The sequence below is a fragment of the Alkalihalobacillus sp. FSL W8-0930 genome (assembly GCA_037965595.1).
GTDB lineage: Bacteria > Bacillota > Bacilli > Bacillales > Bacillaceae_D > Alkalicoccobacillus.
In genome coordinates this window covers 1,682,060-1,708,250 of the sequence record CP150183.1, presented here as the reverse complement: position 1 = coordinate 1,708,250, position 26,191 = coordinate 1,682,060, and the positions used below count along the sequence as shown (strand labels likewise).

Below are 26,191 nucleotides of genomic sequence, written 5' to 3'. Positions count from 1 at the left end.
TGCAAGATTTAAAGTCTCACAGGCTTAAATTGATTAACCGTTATTTTTTTAATGATAACTGTAATAGAGTTTCAACCATTTCTTCATAAGGTAAATCAATTTCTTTGCAAGCGTCCGGGAAAAGACTCGTTGGCGTCATTCCAGGTAATGTATTCACTTCAAGAATACAAGGCAGTTGCGTTTCATCTTTAGGTACAATAAAGTCAACTCGAGAGTAAACCTCACAACCAAGAGTCTGATGAGCACGAACAGCATGCTTTTGTACATACGCCGTTTGCTCAGCACTTAGTCTTGCAGGAATAATATGTTCACTACCACCTGCCGCATATTTCGCTTCATAGTCATAGTATTTGTTTTTAGGCACGATCTCGATAACAGGCAGAGCTTTTTCTTCGCCTTTATCACCAAGAACAGCAACCGTCACTTCGATCCCACTAATAAATTCCTCAAGCATAATCGTATCATCGAACTCAAAGGCCTGTTTAATGCCAGCCATAAGCGTGGCCTCATCCTCAGCTATCGTTAATCCAATGGTTGACCCTTCTAAGTTAGGTTTTACAACGATTGGAAAATCAAGCTCAGCCGTAAATGTTTCTTCGTTAAACGTATGCTTCATTAAAAGCTGCTCTTTTGCAACACGTGTGCCTTCTTTTTCAAAGAACATTTTTGATTTAGCCTTATCAAGAGCAAGTGCTGATCCTTGAACACCTGATCCTACGTAAGGAATGCCTAAAAGATCCAATAACGCTTGAACCTTTCCATCTTCTCCAAAACGGCCATGAAGAGCGATATAAACGATATCTACATCTAATTGAATGACTTCTTGTAGTCGATCAGGGTGAAAATCAATTCCTGTTACATCATGTCCCTTATTTTTTAGGGCTTCCATTATTCCTTTTCCAGAAGATAGCGATACTTCACGCTCTGCTGATATTCCACCATATAAAACGGCAACTTTCATTTCATCCACTCTCCTGCTATGCTGTTCTTTTTTACTCTATTCGCCAATCCTAATAGTGAAACTTGTCAGGCAAAAAATCAACTATTATCTTCTAAGGTTGATAAAAATCCATCTTTTCGACGATTTCAGTCGCGTCTTCTGCTGTAAAATCTCCATCAAAAGTCGCTAAATACTGTAACCCATCTTCAATCCAATTGACCGATAAACGATTTGCATCATTAATCAGTAATGCGCGTTCATCCCGCACAGAAATCTCTTCTTCAATTCCGTAAACAGTCTGTAATCCATACTCGTGCTCAATATAAAGCTCTAGGTCCCCACGTTCATCCACATAGTTAAGTGTTAATGTATAGTAATCCTCAAACATAAGATCTTCTACCATAGAGCTTGAATCAAGTTGCATCTCATCCTCTACTATAAGAAAAGGAATTTCAAACGCCTCATTCGCTTCACTAAGCGTCACAGGCTCTGGAGTAAATATGTCCTCAAACGATTCTTCAGGAAAATTTTCTTCATTATCCATGACAAACGTTCCTTCTGGAAATGCCGCAACAATTTCAAAGAGAGTAGCCTCCCGTTCATACACGTCTTCTCCATCTTTAATACGATCTTTTAAGATGACCCATGTTTTTGAATCTACCCATAAATCAATTTCTTCGATCATACCAATATCACTTTCCTCTTGAACTTCAAAACGCAAGTGATAGGTTTTTCGATCAAGAACATCCTCAGTGCCTTCTAGTTTAATATCAAAATCACCACTATAATACGATATAATCTCATGCATCTCTTCATTTGGGGTTGGTGAGGCATTCATATTTGTTGCTGCAAAATCCGTATAGACAATCGTTTCATCTTCATAGTCTTTATAGCTCGTTTGATCATCATAACGCACAATAACATCTACTAACGCATTATTGCTATATTTCTCTGTACGATAATTACCATCTTCATCACGCCATTCAACTAATGTTTCGGCGTTTTCCTCTCCGTTTGTTTTTGAAGCAAGTTCAAGATGATAAGCTTGTTGATTTTCTCCGTTTTCAAATGTTTCAAAGATAATATCCTCCGCTTGCATTTGTTGGAAGCATCCTGTTAACAAAGCACTTCCTGCAATGATCGGAATTATTCGTTTAATCATTCTTCATCGTCCTTTCTGTTCGGGGTGTCTGATAGGCATGGAATAGAAAAATAGAACGTACTTCCTGTGCCCTTAGAATATACATTCATGGAGCCACCGTGCTTTGTAACAAGCTCCTGACAGATTGATAAGCCTAAGCCGACTCCTGTTGAATGGTTTTGTTTTCTCGCATGTTCAATTTGATAAAATGACGAAAAAATTCGCTCCTGCTCTTCTTTAGGTATTCCCCTGCCACGATCTGACACCAGAAAATATAAACGGTCAGGCTGATAAGCAACAAACGTCGGCAAGTAAGAGCTTTGATTTGTAATCAATATGGAAACCTTTCCATCCTTATCTGAGTAACGGATTGCATTTGTCACTAAATTATCCATTACTTGAATCAGCCGGTTTACGTCACAACGAACCGTTGATTGCTCCACAGCTGTTGTGAGTGAAAACGTAACGGAACGGTCCTGTTCCTCGTACCCATCAACCATTAATTCAGCTAATTCTTCTGCTTCCACCTCAGCTAAATCAAGTGTAAAGCTTGATGCTTGAATTGCGGAATAGGCCAGTAAATCATCAATCAATTTTTGCATAAAGGCTGTTTTAGTTAAAATAACTTTTGCATAATCTTCCTGTTTATCGCGGTGTACATTCATTCCTTCTGCATAGGCCCTAATAGATGTTAGAGGTGTGCGTAAATCATGGGAAATCGCAGCAATTAGCCGTTGCTGATTTGCCACTTCCTCTTCCTCGTTCTTCTTCGCCTCGATTAGACGATGGTTCATATCCTCGAATCCTGAGATTAATTGCCCCATCTCACCTTTTTGCTTTTTGACAAATTGTACATCTTCATTTAAGTTTCCTTCGCCAATGCCTCGCATTTCACCGAGCAAATAATTAATAGGTGAGATCATTCGACGCTTTAACCAATAATGAACTAATGTAAGAGTGCCTAGTACAGCAAATAAAAACACAAGGATGGCAATCCAATACGTTTCAATTGTTTTTTCTTGAACAGCCGTTCGCTCTGTTTCTAGTACAAAGTAAGCGACGATGGACCCGTTATTGCTGCCAAAAATCGGTTCTTTATATGTATGACCACGTATGGTTGTTTTTAGCTCAAACAAACCCCTCATTACTTGGTTTGACGTTCTTCCTTGACTAGAGACACCTTGTTCGCTAGTCGTGAACAATGGGTTGAAATTTGATGAATACACAGTAATTGATTCATCTGGTTCCAGTTCGTCTTCAATTGCCTTTTTCAGTGCACCGCCTTGGTGAACTTTATCACTATTATTCTTCATTAACGCACTGATTTCCGACGCGCGTAGTAGGGCACGCATCTCCGAGTCAGACTTCTCTACCTCATACCAGCCTGTTAACTGAACATAAAATAAAAATGTAACAATAAATGGAGTAATAGCTGTAAAAATTAAAATAATGTATAAATTAAGACGAATACTCATGTTGATGACCTATAAACTTGTAGCCTACTCCCCACACCGTTTCAATATATTTAGGAAACTTCTTTCCATCCTTTAGTTTGTGACGGATATTTTTAATGTGGACCGTGACGGTTCGAATGTCCTCATAATCTGCTTGGTGCCAAATCTGCCTATAGAGTTGCTCTTTTGTAAATACTTGACCAGGATTTTTTGCCAAAAAGATAAATAGCTCGTATTCTTTAGCTGTTAGCGGAATATATTGGCCATTAAGTGAGACGGTTCTTCCACTTTGATCGACGCTAACCTCTTGAAAGCTTAATTCTCTTTGTGTTTGTTGGAGGAGTTTAGATTGGTAGCTATGATGACGCCGAATTTGCGCTCTGATTCTCGCCACAAGCTCAAGTGGACTAAATGGTTTAGTTACATAATCATCTGCCCCAATACCAAGGCTATGTATTTTATCAAGATCACTTTGTTTTGCACTTACAACAATAATTGGAACTTCGCTCGTTTCTCGAATCTCCTGGCAAACTTCAAATCCATTTTTTCCAGGTAGCATTAAGTCAACCAATACTAAGGAAAAAGGTTGTTCATGAAAGGCGATCAATCCTTTATCTCCTGCATCCTGCCAAACCGTTGCATATCCTTCTCTTTCTAGATAGTCTTGTATGATTTTCGCAATTTCCTGATCATCTTCTATGATTAAAATAGAGTTTTCCAATTTTAAGCTCACCTCATTTCCATTTTAGCAAATTATAGATCAATAGACTGTATTTTTTTGAAAGTTATCTGATAAAAATCCAAAATAAAGAAATAGTAAATGACTTAAAGCCATTCACTATTTCCTAATAAAGTAATCATATAGTTGTTCAACTGCGTTTGTTTCCATCAATTGCTTCCCGTACTCATTCACCCTAAATGAGGAAATCGTAGAAGGATTCCCAAATTCAGCAAGTAAAGCAATAAGAGCTGACTCGTTGACATCCTCAATATCGTATTCATCAAACTTCATAAAATAGCGATTCTGGAAGGAATACAGTCTTCCACCTTTAACGCCAAATGAATATAATCTAGAAGCCAAACCGATTGCTGCTTCAAAGTGATCAAGTTCATAAAAGATCTCATCTGTCTCATCGAGGGTTACTTGCATCTCGATAAAGCCTTCTTCAAATCCTTCATCATCAAAGTCATCATCTGCTTGACCCTTGCTTACAATAAAGACCATTCCTTGCGCTGGCATGGCAAATACCTCAACAGCGATTGGACCGTCCACTTTAAACCCTAGCTCATCATCTGCTTCTAACATCATGTCACGAAAAAGATCATGTACTTTTGGAACATCCTGCCATAAATCTTCTTTCGTTATCCCTCGATCTTGCATATCATCAAAAGTTAAAAACACTTTAAATTTATCAACAGCTAATCGCTCTAGACGCATCTTGGTCCCTCCCTTATCACGAAACCATTCCTCATACCCGCAAAACCGTTTCTTCTAACATACGGTATGTTATAAAGCGTCATATGGTGCTTATACAGAAGCCCTTCTTTTCCGAATTATAGGGAGCTTACCCAATGGTTGAGCCATTCTTCCCATTCAACTTGACTCGATCCGATTGATAGATCAGAATCAACATCCTGTAAGCTCTTTTCTCCTCCTATAGCAAGCCCCATTTGAGGAAACAATTTCTCTAGTGTACGATTAAGTGAAGAAACACTTTCGATTTGATCATGACTTTGATAAAACGTCACACACATTGCCGGTTTCACTTCACGTATCATTGTTTCGACGTCATTAAAAGAGATTCCTTCTCCTAAGTTAATAACATCCATCCCTTTTTGTCTTAAAAATAATGCGAAAAGTAACCACTGTAAGCTATTCTGCTTCTCTTTACCATATAACCAAGTGACAACCTTTGGAAAACGACCATCAATCGGTAATGTAAGAAATAAATGTTTAATTTTTGTTTCAACAAATGATGACGTTACGTATTCATGAGCGGCTGTTATTTGATTTGTTTCCTTTAAGGCTCTTACATCTTGGTAAATGACACCCAAAATGTCTTGTGCGACTTTCTCAATGCTATAGAGACTGAATGCTTTATTTAACAATTGGGACGCTTCATATTCATTAAATTGTAAGAGGGCCTGTTTCATTTCACAAGCTAATTGATAGGTGAAATCCTCTTCTTTTTGCACAGTCATTGGGTTCGATTGTTTTTTATCCATTTCAAACCATTCAACTGCTTGTCCAATTGTAAATCCTTGATTTACTTTCTCGATGAGCCAGTGTAAAACATGTAATTGTTGCTCCGAATAAAGTCTATGACCAGCAGCATTTCGAGTAGGCTGTATCACCTTATACCTACGTTCCCATGCACGTAGAGTTCCTGGTTGGATGCCTAATCTGGTGGAGATTGCCTTTATATTATATTTCCCATCTCGTGGTGTCATATTCACACCCCCCAAGCTCTTTAGTCATTGTGTGATAGACTCAAACGTCATAAACAGTCGGATGTTCAATTGTAGTCGGTCCAGCCTTCAAAGTATATAAATGCGTCTCTGGTAATGCACCTAAGCGCAAAGGCAACTTGCTTGTACCGTATCCGTTACTAACCAACTGAATAACATCATTTACTTTTTTTATATAACCTTTTGGAGCTGGACTTAATCCAATGAAACGAATTTGACCACCATGCGTATGCCCACTTAATAAAAATGAGAATGGATGATCCGGTGGTAATTCCTTAAAAGCTTCAGGAAAATGACAGACAAAAAATGAGCATGAGTATGTTGCTGCCTGTTCAATTAACTTTTGATGCAGACCTTTACGTAATGGTTCTACTCCACCTGCAAGAAAAAGACGTTGATTCTCTCTTTCAACCACAACGCCTTCGTTCATTAATTCAGTTACACCAACTTCTTGGAGCAAGGACCGAAACGTCTCTTCATCTACCTCAACATCATTATTTCCCCACACAAAATAGGTGGGTCCACATGCAGTTAACGCTTGTAGATTTGATTTCACTTGTTCTAAGGAGACTCCTTTCTCAAGTAAGTCTCCTCCTATAATAACGAAATCACACGTCCCTACTTCTTTAAGCAAATCAGGAGATACGATTCGTCGATGAATGTCTGATATAAAAAACAGCTTACTATCATTAAATGCTTCTGGTAAGCGATCCATATAAATGGTCTGTTTGATCAATCGATGTCTAAGCGCCGTTGCGTGCATCTGTTTTAAGACCGGAATGGAGAGTAATCCGGCTGCGCTTATGAAAGGAAACCAACCCACTAGTCTCGCCTCTTTTCTTTCATAACCAATATACACTACAGATGATTATTTGCCCAATCATCCGCTTATGTACGTCTATTCTTGGTACGTAAGCGCTGCTTGAATTAGTAACTTTCCTGCTGTTAGCATAGCTTGTTCATCAAAAGTGAATTTTGGATGATGGTGTGGATAATCCGCTCCAACATCAGGATTTCCAGAACCCGTAAAGAAGAATGTACCAGGTACTTCACGCAAATAATAAGCGAAGTCTTCGCCGCCCATAACAGGTGCCGTCTCCACAACCTTTTTGGGATCATGAATGGCTTTGGCCACCTCTGCAAATCGTTCAGTTTCTGTTGCATCATTCACAACTGCTGGATAGCCCTTCACATATTTAAATGAATACGTTGCTCCCATCGCTTCACACGTGCCTTTAATCATTTGTTCCATCTTCTCAATGACTAAATCTTGAACATCTTCATCAAAACTTCTTACAGTTCCAATTAATTCTGCTGTATCCGCGATCACATTAAAAGGCCCACCAGCTTGGAAAGAAGCGGTTGTGACAACAGCAGACTTTAGAGGGTCAACCTGTCTGCTAACAACATGTTGTAGATTTTGAACAACTGAGGATCCAACAGCCACCGCGTCCACCGTTTCATGTGGTGATGCACCATGGCCACCTTTTCCTTGAATCGTTACTTCAAAGCGGTCGGCCGCTGCCATGATTGGGCCACCAAGATATCCTACTTCACCTACGGGAATCGGATTCCATAGATGCGTACCATAAATCACATCAACACCATCTAAGCAACCATCTTTAATCATTGCAATGGCCCCACCTGGAGCTAACTCTTCAGCGAATTGATGGATCAGCACAATCGTTCCCTTTAATTGATCACGGTTTTCCATTAACACCTTTGCACAAATAAGTAAAGTAGCCGTATGTCCATCATGTCCACAAGCATGCATCACACCAGGAGTTTTAGATGAAAAGTCCAACCCTGTATCTTCTTGAATCGGAAGCGCATCAAAATCGGCTCTCAGTGCAACTGTTTTCCCTGGCAGTTCGCCTTTAATATAACCAACAACTCCACGTCCTCCAACATTCCGTTTTACTTCAACTCCAAGCTCTTCTAAATAGTCTGCAATGAATGCAGGCGTGTTAACTTCATGGAAGGAAAGCTCTGGTTCAGCATGTAGTTTTCTTCTAATATCCACCATCTCGGGATATAACGTTTCTAAACGATCAAATAATGTACTCATATATGTATGCCTCCTTCAAAGTATAGAACTGATTAAAAAAAAGCTGATACCCTGCATAAGAGTATCAACCTGGTTAATCTGATTTCTGTGATAGTTTCAGTAAACCAATTGCCATAAATAGTGCAAGTAAAACGGCTAGTCCACCGAACCCAAGGACTGCCAAAAATTGACTCATTGACATGATTGATCACTCCCTAACCTCATCTATCTCTAGTTTAGCTGATAAATGAAGTTTTTGTCAAAAGCATTTCTCATGAACACCCTTTTAACGGTAGAATACATTAATATCATGCGTATTCTGAAGCTGTGTAAACACCTTGTGGCGTTCTTTCCAATTTCGATCGTCCTGCCAAAATTCTTCTTGCCGAGAAATAAATTCTTCCCGTAATTCCTCGAATTCTTTATCTGCTTTTTCCGTTTTCTTATTAAAATGAACCATGCGGAATAATCCTATACCCATTGACATAGCTAGGAAGATGCCGAAGAATCCATTTAAGGATACTGGTAGTCCCAGCATTCCATGCCCTCCCCAGCTCACGCCAAACAGAGCAAATACAAGACTTAGTAGTAAAACAATAAGGCTTGCTTTATTTTTTCTTTTTTCAAACTGATCAAGTTTTGTTTTTCGTTTGATTAGCTCATCAACAATTTGTTTAGCTACAGGGTTGTCCTTTAGGTTAGGCTGAACATTCATTCAAGTAGCTCCCTTTTTCTATCTACTATATAAATGAATGCCATGCTTTAGAACTATCTCGAACCTAAAAAGATTGCCATTCCAACTAATCCTAAAAATAAAACAAGTAATACCCTTGCTAACGGAAAGGTCGCACTCTTTCTCTGGCGTTGCCTCTGCTCTCTTCTTTCAGCTCGCGGAGGCAATGTTTCTGACATTTGTTCATTCACTTCTTCAGATCGCGTTTTTCTCTCAGCACTCAATGAATCTCACTCCTTGTTGATTTCTTTAAGGGAAAACGAATAAACAACGCAGCAATAAAGTTAATAAAAAAATGCGCGGTGATTGGTGCCACTAAATGATTTGTCCATTGAAAAAGCAAACCCAAGCTAAAACTAACGGTAACCATTACTCCGAAGAGTACAGGTTTTCTTAAGTAACGCACATGAATAATAGCAAAGAGCAAGCTTGCCCCCACTAAACCAATCAGCGTTTGAATGACCGCCCGGAATAACAATTCTTCAACTACACTTACTAATAAACAAAAAATCAAGATATGAATAACGGACATTCGTCCAAAAATTAGTTTATTGATGCCCCCGTCATCCAGGGCCTCTTTAGAGACAATTTTCGTTAATACCCACTCGCAAAGTAAGACGATACCTGCAACAAGCAGACCTATTCCTATCATTGAAAACAGAACTTCGGACTGTAAACGAATCATTTGTTCTAGAGGAATGTTAAAAACCCATATCAATGCTCCAGCAAGTAGCAAAAGAACGACCTGCGTCAGATACGCGTTAAGATAGAGAATTCTCGTCGACATATATTTTATATTTTTAACATTCTCTTCTTTCATTGTTTCACGCCTTTTAAAAATAGGAGATCAAGCTGGTCTCGCCAATTCATTGCTTCATCATTTGTAGTTTCCTCTATAGGTTCCTGCTTAAAGGAATCCTTGATTCGTAACCCACACGACGTACAACAAGCGTCCGGCTTATGTTCCAACTCTTCACTAAAATAATGAAGGATCGTTTCTCGTTTGCAGTCTTCTGTTTTTATCCATTTCCACATCGATTGTAGTCGTTCTTCCATCACTTTTACATGTTCATCAAGTTTACTTTTTATCAATGGATATACCTCTTCCACTACAAACGCTTTCCAATCGTTTTTATACACATACCCCGCGTTTTCTAACTCATGTTTCACGATCTGATAGGCTGTATCTGAACAATGTACAGCTGCACAAATTGATCTCTCCTCAGGTTCACTTAAAACTTTGCCCCTCGATACCTCTGTTAAGATTGTTTTTAGCTGAAATTCATCCAGCGTATCCTTTTGAATCATAGAATGCGATAACATAAGGTCTTCATGACTGTACATAACAATCGATATACTCTTTTCCCCATCTCGACCCGCTCGTCCACTCTCTTGCAAATAGGATTCAAGGTCCAGTGGCGGTTGAAAATGAATGACGTACCGAATATCAGATTTGTTCACACCCATGCCAAAAGCACTTGTACAGCAAATTAACTGAAGCTTACCACTCATAAATTGTTGTTGAATCAATAAACGGTCTTCATGAACCATTCCACCATGATAATAGCTCACTCCATTATGTCCCTGCTGTCTTAAATAATCAGATGCTGACTCTGCCCATTTTCGAGTTTGAAAATAAATAACACCCGGGCCTGACAACGACCCGACATATTCACTTAGTTGTTCAAGTTTATGTTGATTAGAAGACGCTTCCTGCACGTGCTGAGCAATCGTCGGCCGATCCACACTATAAAGATAAGTCTCTACAGATTGAAGCTCCAATTGTTGAATGATATCAACTTGAACTAATTTAGTCGCTGTTGCCGTAATAGCCAGACATGGCGGATTTCCTAATTTCTTACGAACAGGTGCAAGTTTTCGGTAATCCGTCCGGAATGATTTCCCCCAGTGCGAAATACAATGCGCTTCATCTACAACAATGTATGTAACCTTCACTCGATTAATCCTTGCAATAACCCAATCTGATTGCAGCATTTCTGGTGACAAGTACAGCAATTGGTAGCGATCAAGCTGATTGAAAATCTCATCTCGTTCATCTGATTGAGTCATACTATTTAGTGCGGCCACCCGCTTAATTCCATTACTTTTTAACTCTTGAACCTGGTCCTGCATAAGAGATAACAATGGTGAAATGACGAGTGTTAATCCATCTGACATCAAAGCAGGAAGCTGATAACACATTGACTTTCCCGTACCAGTTGGAAGCATTGCAAGAACATCCTTACCCTTTAACAGGGAGTGAATAATTTCTTCTTGTCCCATTCTAAATTCGGAATACCCAAACCATTCATAAAGTGCTTTGTGCAGATTCATATGAAGAATCCTTTCTTGTTAACGCAATCCGAATCATAAAATAACTGATTGAATGACCTACGTGTTCTCTTAATTGCTTGAGCTTTAAAGTGTTTAGCTTTTCTGCAGCTGCAATGATTTGTCGATAGTCCGCTTCGGTAATGTAAGGACGAATAGAAAATGATGGATCATATAAAGCCAGTTCTACTACATGGTCTTCGATCGTATTCCTCTTTAATCTTCTTTTTTCGACAATCTCATCAATGGTTAACCCTCGTTTTAACAACTCTGCTGTTTTGTTTGCTGTTTCAGTTGAAAAATGATGCTCTTGAAGCTCCCCAATAAAAGGCCGCAACGATGGATATTGACCGTTTAGTAATGTTCGAAATAACTTATGTAGGGTTGCTCGATGTAAAACATAGACGTAATCTTCATTAACATGAAGCTGTTCTGCTAGTTGAAAGATTGTTAACCCTATTTGTGAAGGAGAAGAAAGCTGACCTACAAAGATTTTTGCTTCAAGGTCTGAACAAGTGTCAAGAAACGCTAACAGATCCCGATAGAGAGAATCTAATTCCTCTTGCTGTTGAACTTTATTTTTTAGTAGTTGTCGTTTTACCCATTTCTGAATATCTCGGTTAGATGTAATGGGAATAAACGATGATTGATTTAAGTGAAGTTGAGTAAGTGATTGAATGCAAAGAGTTAATCTTAACCAAAAAGATTCGGTAAGCTTAAGGTACTTCCAGCCATCTAATTGATGAACAAATGCATGTTCTTGTTTAAATGACTTTACTTTAGCCTTTCCTTTATCCGTTAACGTCGCACGGTGCTCCTCACCTAAAACGATCAATTGTTTAGATTCAAGTGAGGTAACGAGTTGTTCTACTTCTTCTCTCGTTATCTGAGGGAATAAACGAAAATAAGGAAGAAGAGAAAAGAAATGACCGTCCTGGATCGACTGCGCGGACTTTTTTCCTTGTAATATATGCTGGGCTCCGTAAATCGTACGCTCACCCTTATAGGCCGATAACATTGTCAGAAGTATCTCTTCCTTCATATTCTTAACCCCTTACCATCCGTTCTTCTTCTACATATTGTACCAAAATTCTTGCTGATATTGTTCGATTAGGCTTGTTTTTCAAGTAATTTCATCCTATTGCATAGGATTCTACCAAATGATTGTACGATTCAGTTGAAAAAAAAACGGGTACACTTTACAATAGGTAAAGATAATGCACTCCCTATGATCGACATACTGTCTTAGTGGGAAAGTTCGCTTGAATGGAGGTATACATAAATGGCTAAATATACAATTGTAGATAAAGATACCTGTATCGCTTGTGGCGCCTGTGGTGCTGCAGCTCCAGATATTTACGATTATGATGATGAAGGCATTGCGTTTGTTATCTTAGATGACAATGCAGGAACTGCTGCGATTCCAGAAGAGCTGGAAGAAGACATGATCGATGCACATGAAGGCTGTCCAACGGATTCAATTAAAGTGGCTGATGAATCATTTGATGGCGACGCACTTAAGTATGAATAGAAAAAAGGCTTACCTCTTTTTAGAGGAAAGCCTTTTTTTATAGCTCTAGTCCTTTTAAAGCAAGAGGCACATTATTTGTCCAGATCTCTGAGAAAGACTGTGGTGGGAGTGGATTTATTCCGGTGCCTACCTCAATCGTAAAGCCTGATCGGTTAGTTTCTTTAATAAACCAATCTTTAAAGCCTGCATCGCTATCTGCTGTATGCACCGCCGTGTAGGAGCTAACCTGACACAGCTTATCAACCATCTCTTTGCTTTGTTTTGATTCTAAGTTCCGGTAGCCCCAATAAATAACCTGACCCTGTGAGTGGAAGGCTAACACATAATCTGGTTCTATTCGTTGAACATACTGATAAACAGCCATGGCTTCAGGCTCAGATAATGGATGTGGTCCTCCGTAGTGACGTGGCCAGGGCTTCTGCGGGCTTCCTTTTGCTTCTTCATCCCATCCTGCTGGCCATTGATGATTTAGATCGACCCCACGAATATTTGCTGACCAATGATTAAAACGCTTGATTCCTTGATTAATCTCAAGTACATTGCGTTGATGTGGATGACCATCATATATTCCCTGCAACACTAAATCAATTCCATCAGGATTCACCATAGGTACAATGTGAAGCTGAATGCTTGCAAATAAATCGGTTAATGAATATCCTTGCCATTTTTTATCTTGTTTAAGATGTTTAACTGCGTTAAGAAGGAATCGACTTAAAAATTTTGACGTATGCCATTCATTTGCATGCCAACCTCCAGAGTAAAAGCATGACCGTTTGCCCACCCCAATTCTCCATGCATAAATCGGCTGACCCATTACGGAATGGCCAATGATGGTTGACTTAAGACCTAGTTTCTGAAGTATGAGTCGGTCGTCTTCGAGCTGAGCGTGACCATATTCACACAACAAATCATCTTCTTCACTGCTGGTGAGTTGAAGCGATGCATGTTCAGGAATTTGTACTCTCATCCCTGGATAAATATAATCCTGTTCAAAGCGAATGGATGGATTAAGTAAAAGAATATCAATGGGTCTGATGCCATGTTTAAACGCAATGATTGAAACGGTATCTCCAATAGTGGCAAGGTACGTCCTCAAAAATCCCCCTCCTTTTTGTACGTTCTACTCTAATTAACTCATTAAAATGGTCTGTTGACAGGGTTCATTCATTATGATAAATTATCTTACAATTAGAACTTTCAAATTATCATATGAATAAAAACATTGAGGAAGAATGAAAAAAAGGTTTCTTTTTAGAGAGCTGACGGGTGGTGAAAGTCAGTAAGAATCTTTTTGGATAGCCCTTCCGAGTTAATACATTGAACCTTTAGTAGGTGTATTCGGGTTTACCCGTTATCGTTATTGAGATCTCTATGAGAGCTGAACGTTTTTTGTGTTCAGATGATGAGGGTGGTACCGCGGACTTCGCCCCTCACGACATTTTGTTGTGAGGAGCGAAGTTTTTTTATAGATTAACGCTTTCACAGTGCCGCGACAAAGTAATATAGTACTCAAAGGAGTGGTTGGAGAATGGAACATCAAATGGTAGCAGAGACAGAAGAACAAAACGTGAAAACAGGTGTGTTTCAGATCCTTGTATCTGATGCAATGAGTAAAGAAGGACTTCAACCTTTACTTGAAAGTGATCTTGTCACATGTGTACAGCAAAATGTGAATGATGTAGAGGACTTATCTGTGTTTGATGCGCTACTTATTCGCAGTGCAACAACGGTAACAGATGAATTGTTGTCAAAAATGCCTAATTTAAAAATTGTTGCAAGAGCTGGTGTCGGTGTAGATAACGTTGACCTTGATGCAGCAACCAAGCACGGAGTTGTTGTCGTTAACGCACCAGACGGTAACACCATTTCAACAGCTGAACATACCTTTGCCATGATGAGCTCGTTGTTACGAAATATTCCACAAGCGAACGCTTCGATTAAAGCTGGTCAATGGAATCGTAGCAAATATCAAGGATCTGAGCTTCGTTTAAAAACACTTGGAATCATTGGTTTTGGTCGAATTGGCTCACAGATTGCCCAACGTGCAAAAGCATTCGAGATGAAGCTTATCGTATTTGATCCATTTTTAACAAAGGATCGTGCCGAGAAACTTGGCGTTGAGCTTGGTTCTGTTGACGAAGTGTTAGCTGCCGCTGATATCATTACTGTCCATACTCCACTAACAAAAGAGACTAAAGGTCTTTTAGGTATGAAAAACATCGCGAAAACAAAACCTGGTGTATTCCTTATCAACTGTGCACGCGGTGGAATTATAGATGAGCAAGCATTAAAGCATTACTTAGCGAATGGTCATGTCGCCGGAGCTGCACTAGATGTATTTGTTGAGGAACCTGCAACAGACCGTGAGCTCTTGGATTTTGATAATGTGATTGCTACACCTCATATCGCAGCATCTACAAAAGAGGCTCAATTAAATGTAGCATCACAAGTATCTGAAGAAGTTCTTCATTTTCTACAAGGTTCACCAGCTACAAACTCAATTAACTTACCTACACTCTCAAAAGAGGTTTATGAAAAAGTAAAACCATATTATCAACTAACGAAAAAAATGGGGAATATTCTGTCTCAGGTTCTTCGTACGCCTGTTCAAGAAATCGATGTACATTATAGCGGCAATGTCGCAAATTTTGAAACAACCATTACGACAAGAAGCTTAATTGCTGGATTCCTGCAGCCTAGAGTAGATGCTGCAGTGAATGATGTAAATGCTTCATTAATTGCAAAAGAACGTGGCATCAGCTTTGGAGAAAAACAAGTGTCAGATACGTTTGGTTACTCAAACCTCATTCACGCCGTTGTTAAAGGAGAAGAACGCTCTTTCTCTATTCAAGGAACGTATGTAAAAGAATATGGCGCACGAATCGTCAATATGAATGGATTCTCTGTTGATTTCATTCCTGAGGGACATATTCTCTACATTCAACACAACGATAAACCAGGTGTAATCGGAAAGATGGGTCAACTTCTTGCCGAGCACGATGTAAATATCGCAACGATGCAAGTAGGTAGACAAGAAGCAGGTGGTCAAGCCATCATGCTTGTAACCGTAGATAAGCTTGTTGATCAAATTGTTATTGATCACCTACAAGAGATCGATGAGATTCAATTTGCAGAAACGATCGAATGTTAACTACGAAGAGGCTCGGACATAACATTATGTAGCGAGATAAAGCACGAATATCGCAACAAATCCGCTACAGGAGAATCCCTCGCACCCACAAGAACGGCCTCAGCCCCCTCCGCGGGAAAAGCGCCGCTACAGTGTCTTCACCGCGTTCTGTTCCGTAGGAGTCTCGGGTTCTCCCTCCGCTTGTTTTCTCAAAAACACAAATGGCGAATGATTCAATCGTAGAATCATTCGCCGTTTTTTCATTATTTATTAGTTATGTCACGGCCTCTTTTTCTTTGATTCCTTTTTTACCGGATGTAACCCAACTTATAATAATAATGAGAACGAGCACTCCCCAGAAAATAAGCTTCCATGTCGTTGATTCGGGAAAATGCACGGGCAGTACGCCTAGATCAGGATGGCTTAACGTAAACACAGCAAGCTTCACTCCAACCCAGCCAACAATAACATACGCACCTGTTTCAAGATTTGGCCTTTTCTCTAATAAGCCCACGAATTTACTCGCAGCAAACCTCATGATGACAATTCCAACAATCCCCCCAAGTAACACAACAAAAAATTGCCCACCATCCATTTGACCAATTCTCGGTAATGGAGTCTCAGGCAATGTCATGGCAAGTGCTACTGCAGCAAGGATCGAATCTACCGCAAAAGCAAAATCAGCGAGTTCTACCTTTAAAACGGTTTTCCAAAAACTCGCAGGAGCCTTTACAGATTTAGCCGATTTCGTTTTATGAAGAATAAATTTTCTCCAGATATAATGCAGCGCTAAATAAAGCAGGTAAATTGCACCGATCGCTTGAATTTGCCAGACATCAACTAAATAAGAGATTAAAAATAACGATGCAAAACGGAAAACAAACGCACCTGCAAGGCCATAAAATAATGCTTTCTTCCGCTCATCATCAGGTAGGTGCCTGATAACCATGGCTAAAACAACCGCATTATCAGCAGCAAGCACACCTTCTAGCCCAATAAGAACAACAAGTACCCAAGCATATTCAAGCCATACCGTGGTATCCATTCGTGATGACCTCCAATAAGTACAACCTAAACAAGATGATGTTTGGTTGTAATCTGATTGGATTAGTTTGTGCGTTTCACTCGCTCATATTCATGACCAGATGTGGGTAAGGATTTGTTCGAGTTGATCTTCCTTTGATAAAGTTAAATACATTTTTCCTTTAGGCGAGAGAATCATTTGATTTTGATCATGCATGAGGAATTCTTCATGAAAAGCAATACGGAGGTAAAATTCATGCATCTGTTTGGCCGCTTCCACATCTCTTTTTGTACGGATACGGTAACCAAATGCACGATGATGAGCTCTCCAAAAGCGTGGGTGAAACTCTTTTGAACCTACTGTACGGAGGTTTGTTTGTGCATTTACTTTCTTTAACATAAATACAAAACCATCAACAATATCGATTTGTGTACTTGATAAATCCATTCTTTGATTAAACCAAGATAGCAATTCAGCTTTTAAGCGTGGGTCAGTCATGGAGTAGAACCTTTCTATGAACACATTCTTTTCTTTTATTTTATCATAAGAAAAAGCTAGCTGTCTCACTAGCTTTGGACGTATCATTCTTCAGGTTAAAAAGAAATGTTTGGTCTTGATTTTGCAACGTTTGAGCCCCGATAAACAAAAACCCGATCACTAATGCCAATACTAAAGCAATACATACTCTTCTTGTATAATCAACCATAACGTTTAGCTACCCCTTCTCTCATTTAAGGTGCGTTTGATACCACCCGTACAATAAGTTCTCCTTGATTAACCTCTGTTTGAATCATCACTGGCTGCTCAAATGAGTTTTGAAAAATAAAATCAGGTCCGCCCCATGAAACCGTTGCATCTCGTCCGGACGCGACATAGCCCACTTCTCTGGAATGAGTATACCGATGTACGACCTCTAAGCCCGCAGCGTCAATGGCATTAAATAAGGTTGATGAGGTTTGGCAAATGCCTCCACCGATTCCAAGAACAAATTCTTTATTCACAATTTCCATCGCTTCTTGATAGCCACGTTCTATTGTTCGTTCACCAACAACCTTATTAAATGAGAATTGATCTCCTGGACCAAGTACATATTGATTGATTGCATCAGCTGATATTTGTATATTCTTTGTTCTACCCTCTACGCTTGAATCAAAATATGTACGAAAGCTTGCCACTTCGTATTCATCAATTCCTTCAAGCTGTTCACTTGTAACAGTTGGTTTAGTTACATAAATCGGGAGCTTTAAGGTTTTTATACGTGGGGAAAGAGCATGCAAGTCTTGAATCAGTTCTTCTTCAGATAAGATGACTCGATTCTCTCCTTCAGTTATAGTTCCAAACTCATCAATAGTAGGGTTTTTCATGGGTGTATCAATCGTAGATGCTAATTCACTTGCAAACTCTATCATTGCTTCTTCATTAAGATCACTCGTTAAATCAGTGTTAGAAAAGCCAAAATCGGCTAATGAAATGGTGATCTTATTTTCTTGGTGATCGATTAACTCCAGTTCATCCCATACAATCCGTTCTTTGTGAAAGCGATTGGATTCCTCTTTTAAAGGAAGCTGTTTTGAAACAATGTGAGTTGGTTCAGTTTGACAAGCGATGAGCAAACTGACTGATGCTACACTCACACCGATCAGAAAAGACCATTTCCTCATTGATTTCTCCCCCCCAAACGTATATCTATGCCTGGGGGAGCCAAACCATGACACTTATTACCTATTCTTCTTTTTCAAAAAAACGAAAGACATCGGTACCTCGTTTGTATTCAATGTCGGAAGTTGATTGATGAACATTTGCTACTCTTGCCACAACAAAAAAATAGTCAGATAAGCGATTTAAATATTGTTGGATAGCTGGGTTGGCTGCGTCCTTCTCAACCAGACATTTTGTTAATTGCCTCTCTGCTTTGCGAGCCATTGTACGACAAACATGCAAGGTCGAGGCCGCTTTTGTTCCACCAGGTAATATAAACCGCTTTATTGATGGCGTAACATTCATCCAATAATCAACGCGTTGTTCGAGCCAAGCTGTTTCTGTATCTGTAAGCTTTTTTTCTTGGTCATTTTCAAGTTGTTTATAAGAAAGGTCACTTCCACAGTCAAAGAGTTCATGCTGAATTTTTAACAATTCATGTTCGAGTTCCGGATAAGCTAACTCAGCACGAGCCAGTCCTACAAAACTGTTTAATTCATCAAGGGTTCCAAGTAATTCAATTTGACTATCATGCTTTGGAAGCCTTCCTCCAATGAGGGATGTTTCACCTTTATCACCTTGTTTTGTATAAATCTTCATGTGTTCATAACTCCTTTCATTTGAAAAGAACCTTAAGACTTAAATTAGTCAGAAGGTTCTTCGCTGCTATTATTCAAAATCCTCTGGATATACAAGCTCCGCTAGCTCTCGGGCTCCTTCTGCTAAACGAGGACCCGGACGGCTAACAAGATTGGTATCAATATTGAAAACTCGATCCTGTTCTACTGCTTTTACCCTATTCCAGGCTGGTCGTTCTTTAATCGTTTCTGCTCCATCATATGTAGAGATAATGACATCAGGATCATAGGTAATCCCTACTTCTTCACTTAACTCTACCCACCCCTCTTGATCGTCTGCTGCATTTTTGGCATGACCTACACTTAATAATTCATCAAGAAAGGTATCTGTTCCAGCAACAAATATCGGTTGAGGTGATATTTCAACCCAAACAGAGCGTTGATCATCCTGCTGTTTTTGGGTTCGTTCCGCTAACTCCTGAAATTGACTAGCCATTTCTTCAACTACTTCTTGTGCATCCGATTGTTTATTAAGCAGTTCACCAATTTGTTCAATGGTTTCATAGACAGCCTCAATTGTTTGAGCGTCTTCTACAACATACACAGGGTATCCAGCTTGATTTAATTGTTCAAATGCATGTTCTGCTTGAGCTGCACCTGATTGATGAGCCAGAACTAAATCTGGATCAAGATCAATAATCTTTTCTATATCGAATTCCATCCCACCAATACTCTCGACATCAAGCACTTCAGCAGGGTAATCATCAAATTCCGAACGGCCGACAAGCCCTTCTCCCGCTTCCAACGCGTAAAGAATTTCTGTATTACTAGGAATGAGAGAAACGATCGACTGCGGTTCCGCATCGATTATAACGTCGCGTTCTAATGCATCTGTAAGCTCTAATGGATAGCTTGTATCAAGCGTCTCCTCTGATTCCGATGTGTCCTCAATCTGTTCTTCATCTGTTTGATTCGTACAGCCCGCAACGAAAGTCACAGCAAGAACAATCGCGATTCCAAACCTGTATTTCACCGTTTAACACCCTCCACTTGTTTCGTATGGAACAAGATTTTTCTTTATTTTTCGCTAGGATGGTCAGGTTTTCGTGGAAGAACGATAGAAAATGTGGTTCCTTTGTTCATTCGACTGTGAACCGTTACTTCACCCTTATGAGCTGAAATGATATTTTTTGCAATGGCTAGTCCCAGGCCTGTGCCGGAACGACCTCTCGTTCTGGATTTATCACCTTTATAAAACCGCTCAAATACAAATGGTAAATCCTCTTCTGGAATGCCACTTCCTGTGTCCGTTACATCTAGTTCAACCGTGTTTTCAAACAAGCGAACATTTAATGCAACCGTTCCACCTTCTTCTGTATGTCTTATGGCATTATGAAGCAGATTGGTTAATACCTGTTCCATTCGATCCGGATCCATTTCTACTTCAGGATGCTCCCCTTCGATATGAGTCGTGAGGGTAATTCCATCATCATTCGCATACCCTTGAAACTTCCGAATCACTCGTCCAGAGAACTCTTTAATATTAATGAAGTCCTTGTTAAGCTCTGTATGATCTGCTTCCATTCGTGCTAAATCGAGGAGTTCATTTACTAGCCTTCCCATACGCAAGGACTCATCGTAAATAATTTTTGCCAGTTCTTTTTGATCCTCTACGGTTCCAGCGAGATCATCTACAATCGCTTCACTATATCCTTGAAGTAAGGAAATTGGCGTTCTTAGCTCGTGTGAAACATTCGCGATAAAGTCTTTTCTTAATTTGTCATGCTGTCTTTCTTCTGTCATATCACGGATCACAGCAACCGCACCACGCACGTCCTTTTGATCATATAACGGAGCCATAAGAATGGCCCAGCTTCTACCTTGTATCACGATCTCTATGAGTTCTTCTTCTTCTTCACCAATGACATTTAAGTAGAGCTGACTCATTTCCTCCGGTAGATTAGATGCTACTAGTGACTGATCTTCCACTTCATAGCGCCAATCCTCAAAGAATCGCTCAGCAGGTGGGTTCATTACTACAACCTCACCTTTACGGTTAAAGGTCATGACACCATCAGCCATACTACTTAATATTCTGGCAAGCTGCTCCTTTTCTTGATTGAGGGCAGCAATATTTCGGTTGAGCTCTCTTCTCATTCGGTTGAAAGCAATGGCTAATTGTCCAATCTCATCATGAGTGAGGATAGGTACCTTTGTCTGAAAATTACCTTCTGCTACCTCAAGAGCTGCTTGGCGCATCTTACGTAATGGGGCAGTAACCCTTGACGAAAGGAAAAAAGCAAAGATGGTTGTGAGAACGATGGCAATTCCTGCAGACAAGTACACTAATCTTCTTGTTTCAGTTGAGGTTTGTTCAAAAGCTGATAAGGTCTGATACATAAAAACACCACCGCCCGGTTGACCAGCCAGTGGAACTCCTACAACCATGATTTCATCTTGACCCGTTCCTGATCCAGAGAAATCACCTTCTTTGACAACCACTTGATTGTTTTCAATCACAGTTAAGAGCTCTTCATCACTTAAGAAAAAACTCGCAGGCAGGGTAACATCCAAATGATTCTCTGATCCCCAGCTTTTTTGACCCTCTTCAAAAATAGCAATATTAATATTAAAATTTTCGCCATACTGACGGATCATTTCATTTCTACTTGGCTCGTTCCCATGTTCCTCGTATATGGAGGCAACCATCGTTGTGTGTTTTTGCAGCTGTGTTTCCGCTTCCTTAAGATTAAATTGCTCCAAAGATTGGAGCAATAAAACCATTAAGATAGCCAGAACTGCTGATACTAATAGTAAAATCGTAAACCATAGCTTACCAACAACACTTTGCCAAAGCATTACTTCGCAGCCTCAAACTTATACCCAACGCCCCAGACTGTTGCAATCATCGAGGCTGTCTCTTCTGATACTCTGTTTAACTTTTCTCTTAATCTTTTAACGTGTGTATCAACCGTTCGTAGGTCCCCAAAGAACTCATAGTTCCATACATCTTTTAACAGTTGTTCACGTGAAAATACCTTGTCCGGTGATTGAGCCAAATAATACAATAGCTCATATTCTTTAGGAGTAAGTCCTATATCTTGTCCATCTACACTGACTCGATGCGCATCATTGTCGATGGTTAATTGATTAAAAACAAGGAGATCCTTTGTCTGAACGTCCGTTTGCAGAAACTTTGTTGTTGAAGAACGTCTGAGTAAAGCTTTTACTCTAAGCACAACTTCTCTCGGGCTAAACGGTTTAACAATATAGTCATCCGCGCCTACCTCAAAACCTTGTACGCGGTTTCCTTCTTCCCCTTTTGCCGTTAACATCATAACAGGAGTTGCTTTTGTTTTTCTTAGTTCCTGGCACATCTCAACGCCATCCATTTCAGGCATCATCACGTCAAGCAGGATTAAATCGTATTCAGTCTCAAGGGCCATTTCTAACGCTTTTTGGCCATTTGTTGCTTCTTCAATTGAGTAATTTTCTCTCTCTAAATACATCCGGAGTAAGCGACGAATTCTTTCCTCGTCATCTACAACCAATATTCTTGCTTCTTGTTGATCCATAAGGCTAGGGCCTCCTTCAAGTACTTACAAGCTCTAATACTTGTAGTGTACCATGTCTTCATTATTTCAGTCACATGAAGTGATCTTATGCATACGAATGCAGACCAGCAATGACTAAATTAACAAATACTAGATTAAACATAATGATGGCGAACCCGATAACACATAACCAGGCTGACTTTTCTCCATGCCATCCATTTGATAAACGTAAATGTAAGTATACAGCATAAAATAAAAAGGTAATAAGCGCCCATACTTCTTTTGGATCCCAACCCCAAAAACGTGTCCAGGCAATTTGAGCCCAAATCATCGCAAAGACAAGCCCGCCTAATGCAAAGATCGGAAAACCAATGGCGATGGCGCGGTAACTCACTTCATCCACCTGCTCAGGGTTCACTGATTTTAATAGAGGTTGAATGGCATGTCCAATTCTTTTTCGTAACACAAGGCGTAAAAGTACATATATCACAATCCCGGCAATAAACGACCAGATAACTGTATTTAAGTCATCACTACGAATATCAGCCCACACATGAAACAAGGGCTGCATACGTCCATCCGTTAACAGTTCCCCTTCGTTTGGTCCAACAATCGCAGGTAAGGTGTATGTCATTTGAGCTTCTGCATCAAATTCATTTATGTATTGAAAGACAGCTTCATAATTAAATAATCTAAATAAATATCCAATCCCAATATAACCAACTAAACTTGTGATTGCATACATAATCCACTCAAGAGCTGCTGTTTTTAATCCAGGCTTGGAGTAATCCAATGTTCGAATTAAATAAACAAGTCCGGCTGCAAATCCGATTGATAAAATTCCTTGACCAAGAGCCGTTGTAATGACGTGAATCTTTAACCAGTTACTTTGTAGGGCCGGAATAAGTGGTGCAACCTCTCTTGGAAAGAGAGACGCATAAGCTATTAAGAGCATAACTGTTGGCATGGTAAACATACCGATTACGTTGTTACGATAGAGACTATAGATTAAAATGAATGCAAGCCCCATAGCAATGCCTAAAAACGTCATATACTCGAACATATTACTTACAGGTGGATGTCCAGCAACAGACCACCTTAGAATAAAATAGCTTAAAGAACAAACGGCAGCAAGTATACTAAAAATAAAGCCAAATGTTCCCCAGCGATTCCCCTTCATTTCTCCTTGTTTATTTCTCCACTTCTTCCCTGTAACAGCAACTGCAAATGCAATCGTTGAAGCCAAATAAAGAAAAAACGCAATAAGCATAAGTGTTCCACTTGCTGCAGCCATTATGAACCCTCCTGAGCTTCTTTCTTTTTCTGTTTATCTTCTGACTGATCGACTGTCTCGTTCAGGCCCGTACCCTCTGCAACAAATCCGATATCACGTTGCAAGGCAAGCCAGCTTTTATTTGTATGGCCAGCGATCCACCATTCATTGTCAACCTTTTGTAACCAAATTCGACGATGCGTCCAATAAGCTCCTTGGACTAAACCAATCATAAAGATTGCTCCACCTACAATAAGGAATGGAATCGTATAATCCTTACGCACAGTCAAAATACTTACATTTTTCATTACAACATCCACAAACGTCATCTTGTATTCCGTTTCACCTAGTGGTTCCCGGTTATCTTGGATTCCTACGAAGCTTACTTCACCCTCTGGTGTATCAGGCGTGTACATTTTAAAGAAGAAATAAGGATTATCGGGCACACGCGAACGAGTTGACGGCTGGTTTTGATCGTTCATAAAGTAATCAGGGAAATACCCTAATACTTCGACTTTATATCCTTCTTCAAGTTCATACACTTCTTCAGGATCAAACAGATCGATATCCATTCGACCATACGTTTCGCCTGTCTCTTTATTTTCTAATGTAAAGGACAATTCATTAAGTTCATTTAACTTATACTGTGTCTGATATAAGGAAAGACCTTCATATGATAAGGGTTCATTTACACGAATTTCTTGTCTGGCTACTTCCTTTTTCTCACTTGATTCACCGATCACTCCCGTTTCTTCGGTCGCTAGCAAAACGGCATCGGTTTGAAACGTTTTAACAACGGGATCACCATTTCGCTCAAGCGCTTCTTGAAACGTTGGATCTGATTCATCGTAGTACTCAACAAAAAATCGTTCATTATGTACAAACAGGGTTGAATCCGTTCCTGGGACTCTTGCTTCCTCCCCCTCACGAACCCACATTGATTCATCAACATACATACCAGGAAAATACCGCAGCATACACCCAATTAGAAAAATGATAATCCCTACATGATTCACATAAGGGCCCCATCTAGCAAAGCGGTTTTTCTCGGCTAGTAGATTTCCATTTTCCTCTCTAATTTTGTAATGCTTTTTTGATAAATTTGATTTTACGGCGTTGATCATTTGCTCTTGATCGACATTACTTTCTTCTGTTTTTGAAAAGAGTCGTTGCTTTTTTAAAAACATCGGATGGCGTGTAATTCGCTGCTTTGATAAGGATTTATAAAGAGGAACCACACGATCCAAGCTTGCAATAATTAATGACACCCCAAGTGATGCCAATAGCAGCATATACCACCACGAGCCATATAAGTTATGAAAGCCAACATCATAATACAGCTGACCTAAGAATCCATACTCTTCTTTATAATAGATTGATGCATTCTGGTCCGCAGGGATAAAAACCTCCTGTGGAAAAATACTCCCTAATGCAGAAGCAAATAGTAGGATTACTAAAATCCAAATTCCAACCTTAACTGATGAAAAGAACATCCAGATTTTATCTATGATTGTGCTCGTGTATGTTTTTGATCGACGAGCAGCTCCTTCATATCGCATATTAAGCAATGGTGCTTCGGTCTCCGTTTTCTCAAGAGGTTTTCCACACTTTTGACAAATTAGCGTACCTTCGGAGTTGGCTTGACCACATTCACACTGTACGTTACTCAACTTCTAACACCTCGCTTACTCGTTAGGCACAATTGAATCTAAGAATTCATTAATCATGGCCTCGTTCATTTCACCTTGATGAACCTTCGTAATCATACCGCTTTCATTTATTAAAATTGTCGTTGGAAGCGGCCGAACCCCATACGCTTCTGATACTTGCATATTTTTATCTAGTAAGATAGGAAAACTAAGATCATAGCGGTTTACAAATGTGTTTACTGCAAGTGGCGCTTCATTTACATTGACTGCTAGAATCTCAACACCCTTTTCCTTGTATTCTTGATATTGAGATTCCATATAAGGCATCTCACGTTCACATGGAGGACAGTACGTTCCCCAGAAATTTAACATTACGCCTTTTCCTTCATAGTCTGATAGTTGGTGAGTTTCATCATCTAAATCCTTAAGGGAGAAGTCAATTGTCGCATTTCCTGCTTGGGCAATACTATGATCTTTCATAAAGTTAAAGTAAATGGTTGCTCCTACTGCTACAACTATGGCAAATAAGATAGACGACCTCATAATTAACCGTTTTCTTTTCATCGTAGCTACCTCCTATACGTACAAAGTTCTCACATACTGCATGAAAGAATGAGTTAAAAACAGGCTGATGCCAGC

Annotated in this window: 27 protein-coding genes and 1 other annotated feature; of the genes, 2 read left to right on the top strand and 25 right to left on the bottom strand. The window is 39.7% G+C overall.

Going from position 1 to position 26,191, the window contains the following annotated elements; translation table 11 throughout:
• Nucleotides 1–40: 40 nt before the first annotated feature.
• The 13 genes from NSQ54_09115 to NSQ54_09055 all read right to left on the bottom strand — a co-directional run bounded on the left by NSQ54_09115 (nt 41) and on the right by NSQ54_09055 (nt 12,157).
• On the bottom strand, nt 41–961 hold the full coding sequence (locus tag NSQ54_09115; protein ID WYP28234.1) for a D-alanine--D-alanine ligase: 921 nt from the start codon (nt 959–961) through the stop codon (nt 41–43).
• A gap of 91 nt (nt 962–1,052) precedes the next feature.
• Nucleotides 1,053–2,102 carry a hypothetical protein gene (locus NSQ54_09110; protein WYP28233.1) on the bottom strand — a complete coding sequence of 350 codons (1,050 nt, stop codon included), beginning with the start codon at nt 2,100–2,102 and terminating at the stop codon, nt 1,053–1,055.
• Nucleotides 2,099–3,556 carry a HAMP domain-containing sensor histidine kinase gene (locus tag NSQ54_09105; protein WYP28232.1) on the bottom strand — a complete coding sequence of 486 codons (1,458 nt, stop codon included), beginning with the start codon at nt 3,554–3,556 and terminating at the stop codon, nt 2,099–2,101. Before NSQ54_09105 ends, NSQ54_09110 begins: the two co-directional genes overlap by 4 nt.
• The gene (locus tag NSQ54_09100; protein ID WYP28231.1) at nt 3,540–4,256 is read right to left on the bottom strand and encodes a response regulator transcription factor; all 717 of its coding nucleotides are present in this window, start codon (nt 4,254–4,256) and stop codon (nt 3,540–3,542) included. Before NSQ54_09100 ends, NSQ54_09105 begins: the two co-directional genes overlap by 17 nt.
• Nucleotides 4,257–4,373: 117 nt before the next feature.
• Entirely contained in the window at nt 4,374–4,973 is a 600-nt protein-coding gene (locus NSQ54_09095; GenBank protein ID WYP28230.1) for a genetic competence negative regulator, read from the bottom strand.
• A gap of 116 nt (nt 4,974–5,089) precedes the next feature.
• Nucleotides 5,090–5,986 (bottom strand): MerR family transcriptional regulator, encoded by an 897-nt coding sequence (locus NSQ54_09090; GenBank protein WYP28229.1) that lies wholly within the window; start codon nt 5,984–5,986, stop codon nt 5,090–5,092.
• A gap of 40 nt (nt 5,987–6,026) precedes the next feature.
• Nucleotides 6,027–6,827 (bottom strand): metallophosphoesterase, encoded by an 801-nt coding sequence (locus NSQ54_09085; protein WYP28228.1) that lies wholly within the window; start codon nt 6,825–6,827, stop codon nt 6,027–6,029.
• A 75-nt stretch (nt 6,828–6,902) separates the two neighbouring features.
• The gene (locus NSQ54_09080; protein ID WYP28227.1) at nt 6,903–8,072 is read right to left on the bottom strand and encodes a M20 family metallopeptidase; all 1,170 of its coding nucleotides are present in this window, start codon (nt 8,070–8,072) and stop codon (nt 6,903–6,905) included.
• 265 nt (nt 8,073–8,337) lie between these two features.
• Complete coding sequence (locus tag NSQ54_09075; protein ID WYP28226.1) at nt 8,338–8,766, bottom strand: DUF2663 family protein; 429 nt, start codon at nt 8,764–8,766, stop codon at nt 8,338–8,340.
• A 53-nt stretch (nt 8,767–8,819) separates the two neighbouring features.
• A complete protein-coding gene (locus NSQ54_09070; GenBank protein WYP28225.1) occupies nt 8,820–9,008 on the bottom strand; it encodes a hypothetical protein in 189 nt (62 codons plus the stop codon).
• Nucleotides 9,005–9,604: a CPBP family intramembrane glutamic endopeptidase gene (locus NSQ54_09065; protein ID WYP28224.1), complete on the bottom strand. Its 600-nt coding sequence runs from the start codon at nt 9,602–9,604 to the stop codon at nt 9,005–9,007. Before NSQ54_09065 ends, NSQ54_09070 begins: the two co-directional genes overlap by 4 nt.
• Nucleotides 9,601–11,118 (bottom strand): ATP-dependent DNA helicase RecQ, encoded by a 1,518-nt coding sequence (locus NSQ54_09060; protein ID WYP28223.1) that lies wholly within the window; start codon nt 11,116–11,118, stop codon nt 9,601–9,603. The genes NSQ54_09065 and NSQ54_09060 overlap by 4 nt, the downstream gene beginning before the upstream one ends.
• Nucleotides 11,093–12,157, bottom strand: coding sequence for a helix-turn-helix domain-containing protein (locus NSQ54_09055; protein WYP28222.1), 1,065 nt, complete (start codon nt 12,155–12,157; stop codon nt 11,093–11,095). The genes NSQ54_09060 and NSQ54_09055 overlap by 26 nt, the downstream gene beginning before the upstream one ends.
• A 240-nt stretch (nt 12,158–12,397) precedes the next feature.
• Between NSQ54_09055 and NSQ54_09050 the strand changes: the two genes are divergently transcribed.
• On the top strand, nt 12,398–12,646 hold the full coding sequence (locus tag NSQ54_09050) for a ferredoxin (protein ID WYP28221.1): 249 nt from the start codon (nt 12,398–12,400) through the stop codon (nt 12,644–12,646).
• Nucleotides 12,647–12,683: 37 nt separating this feature from the next.
• Here the strand turns inward: NSQ54_09050 and NSQ54_09045 are convergent, their stop codons facing one another.
• Nucleotides 12,684–13,742: a M14 family metallopeptidase gene (locus NSQ54_09045; GenBank protein WYP28220.1), complete on the bottom strand. Its 1,059-nt coding sequence runs from the start codon at nt 13,740–13,742 to the stop codon at nt 12,684–12,686.
• Between the two features lie 117 nt (nt 13,743–13,859).
• Nucleotides 13,860–14,080 (top strand) — a binding site (T-box leader).
• Nucleotides 14,081–14,174: 94 nt separating this feature from the next.
• Here NSQ54_09045 and serA point away from each other — a divergent pair.
• Nucleotides 14,175–15,797, top strand: a complete 1,623-nt coding sequence (gene serA, locus NSQ54_09040) for a phosphoglycerate dehydrogenase (protein WYP28219.1) — start codon at nt 14,175–14,177, stop codon at nt 15,795–15,797.
• 253 nt (nt 15,798–16,050) lie between these two features.
• On the opposite strand, the gene NSQ54_09035 is transcribed toward serA, so the two are convergent.
• From NSQ54_09035 to NSQ54_08985, 11 genes are all read right to left on the bottom strand, one after another.
• A complete protein-coding gene (locus NSQ54_09035; GenBank protein ID WYP28218.1) occupies nt 16,051–16,821 on the bottom strand; it encodes a TerC family protein in 771 nt (256 codons plus the stop codon).
• A gap of 90 nt (nt 16,822–16,911) precedes the next feature.
• Entirely contained in the window at nt 16,912–17,298 is a 387-nt protein-coding gene (locus tag NSQ54_09030; GenBank protein WYP28217.1) for a hypothetical protein, read from the bottom strand.
• A gap of 43 nt (nt 17,299–17,341) precedes the next feature.
• Nucleotides 17,342–17,506 carry a hypothetical protein gene (locus NSQ54_09025; GenBank protein WYP28216.1) on the bottom strand — a complete coding sequence of 55 codons (165 nt, stop codon included), beginning with the start codon at nt 17,504–17,506 and terminating at the stop codon, nt 17,342–17,344.
• A 25-nt stretch (nt 17,507–17,531) separates the two neighbouring features.
• The gene (locus tag NSQ54_09020) at nt 17,532–18,461 is read right to left on the bottom strand and encodes a VanW family protein (GenBank protein ID WYP28215.1); all 930 of its coding nucleotides are present in this window, start codon (nt 18,459–18,461) and stop codon (nt 17,532–17,534) included.
• Between the two features lie 61 nt (nt 18,462–18,522).
• Nucleotides 18,523–19,098: a cob(I)yrinic acid a,c-diamide adenosyltransferase gene (locus NSQ54_09015; protein ID WYP28214.1), complete on the bottom strand. Its 576-nt coding sequence runs from the start codon at nt 19,096–19,098 to the stop codon at nt 18,523–18,525.
• A 69-nt stretch (nt 19,099–19,167) separates the two neighbouring features.
• A complete protein-coding gene (locus tag NSQ54_09010; protein WYP28213.1) occupies nt 19,168–20,109 on the bottom strand; it encodes an ABC transporter substrate-binding protein in 942 nt (313 codons plus the stop codon).
• Nucleotides 20,110–20,153: 44 nt separating this feature from the next.
• Nucleotides 20,154–21,935: an ATP-binding protein gene (locus NSQ54_09005; GenBank protein WYP28212.1), complete on the bottom strand. Its 1,782-nt coding sequence runs from the start codon at nt 21,933–21,935 to the stop codon at nt 20,154–20,156.
• On the bottom strand, nt 21,935–22,651 hold the full coding sequence (locus NSQ54_09000; GenBank protein WYP28211.1) for a response regulator transcription factor: 717 nt from the start codon (nt 22,649–22,651) through the stop codon (nt 21,935–21,937). The genes NSQ54_09005 and NSQ54_09000 overlap by 1 nt, the downstream gene beginning before the upstream one ends.
• A gap of 85 nt (nt 22,652–22,736) precedes the next feature.
• The gene (ccsB, locus tag NSQ54_08995; GenBank protein WYP28210.1) at nt 22,737–23,924 is read right to left on the bottom strand and encodes a c-type cytochrome biogenesis protein CcsB; all 1,188 of its coding nucleotides are present in this window, start codon (nt 23,922–23,924) and stop codon (nt 22,737–22,739) included.
• Nucleotides 23,924–25,573: a cytochrome c biogenesis protein ResB gene (locus tag NSQ54_08990; protein ID WYP28209.1), complete on the bottom strand. Its 1,650-nt coding sequence runs from the start codon at nt 25,571–25,573 to the stop codon at nt 23,924–23,926. Before NSQ54_08990 ends, ccsB begins: the two co-directional genes overlap by 1 nt.
• 15 nt (nt 25,574–25,588) lie before the next feature.
• Nucleotides 25,589–26,116: a thiol-disulfide oxidoreductase ResA gene (locus NSQ54_08985; GenBank protein ID WYP28208.1), complete on the bottom strand. Its 528-nt coding sequence runs from the start codon at nt 26,114–26,116 to the stop codon at nt 25,589–25,591.
• Nucleotides 26,117–26,191: the final 75 nt, after the last annotated feature.

Coding starts and splice junctions, on each gene's coding strand:
- NSQ54_09115 (WYP28234.1), bottom strand. CDS start 961: ATGAAAGTTGCCGTTTTATATGGTGGAATATCAGCAGAGCGTGAAGTA.
- NSQ54_09110 (WYP28233.1), bottom strand. CDS start 2,102: ATGATTAAACGAATAATTCCGATCATTGCAGGAAGTGCTTTGTTAACA.
- NSQ54_09105 (WYP28232.1), bottom strand. CDS start 3,556: ATGAGTATTCGTCTTAATTTATACATTATTTTAATTTTTACAGCTATT.
- NSQ54_09095 (WYP28230.1), bottom strand. CDS start 4,973: ATGCGTCTAGAGCGATTAGCTGTTGATAAATTTAAAGTGTTTTTAACT.
- NSQ54_09090 (WYP28229.1), bottom strand. CDS start 5,986: ATGACACCACGAGATGGGAAATATAATATAAAGGCAATCTCCACCAGA.
- NSQ54_09080 (WYP28227.1), bottom strand. CDS start 8,072: ATGAGTACATTATTTGATCGTTTAGAAACGTTATATCCCGAGATGGTG.
- NSQ54_09075 (WYP28226.1), bottom strand. CDS start 8,766: ATGAATGTTCAGCCTAACCTAAAGGACAACCCTGTAGCTAAACAAATT.
- NSQ54_09065 (WYP28224.1), bottom strand. CDS start 9,604: ATGAAAGAAGAGAATGTTAAAAATATAAAATATATGTCGACGAGAATT.
- NSQ54_09060 (WYP28223.1), bottom strand. CDS start 11,118: ATGAATCTGCACAAAGCACTTTATGAATGGTTTGGGTATTCCGAATTT.
- NSQ54_09055 (WYP28222.1), bottom strand. CDS start 12,157: ATGAAGGAAGAGATACTTCTGACAATGTTATCGGCCTATAAGGGTGAG.
- NSQ54_09050 (WYP28221.1), top strand. CDS start 12,398: ATGGCTAAATATACAATTGTAGATAAAGATACCTGTATCGCTTGTGGC.
- serA (WYP28219.1), top strand. CDS start 14,175: ATGGAACATCAAATGGTAGCAGAGACAGAAGAACAAAACGTGAAAACA.
- NSQ54_09035 (WYP28218.1), bottom strand. CDS start 16,821: ATGGATACCACGGTATGGCTTGAATATGCTTGGGTACTTGTTGTTCTT.
- NSQ54_09030 (WYP28217.1), bottom strand. CDS start 17,298: ATGACTGACCCACGCTTAAAAGCTGAATTGCTATCTTGGTTTAATCAA.
- NSQ54_09025 (WYP28216.1), bottom strand. CDS start 17,506: ATGGTTGATTATACAAGAAGAGTATGTATTGCTTTAGTATTGGCATTA.
- NSQ54_09020 (WYP28215.1), bottom strand. CDS start 18,461: ATGAGGAAATGGTCTTTTCTGATCGGTGTGAGTGTAGCATCAGTCAGT.
- NSQ54_09015 (WYP28214.1), bottom strand. CDS start 19,098: ATGAAGATTTATACAAAACAAGGTGATAAAGGTGAAACATCCCTCATT.
- NSQ54_09005 (WYP28212.1), bottom strand. CDS start 21,935: ATGCTTTGGCAAAGTGTTGTTGGTAAGCTATGGTTTACGATTTTACTA.
- NSQ54_09000 (WYP28211.1), bottom strand. CDS start 22,651: ATGGATCAACAAGAAGCAAGAATATTGGTTGTAGATGACGAGGAAAGA.
- ccsB (WYP28210.1), bottom strand. CDS start 23,924: ATGGCTGCAGCAAGTGGAACACTTATGCTTATTGCGTTTTTTCTTTAT.
- NSQ54_08985 (WYP28208.1), bottom strand. CDS start 26,116: ATGAAAAGAAAACGGTTAATTATGAGGTCGTCTATCTTATTTGCCATA.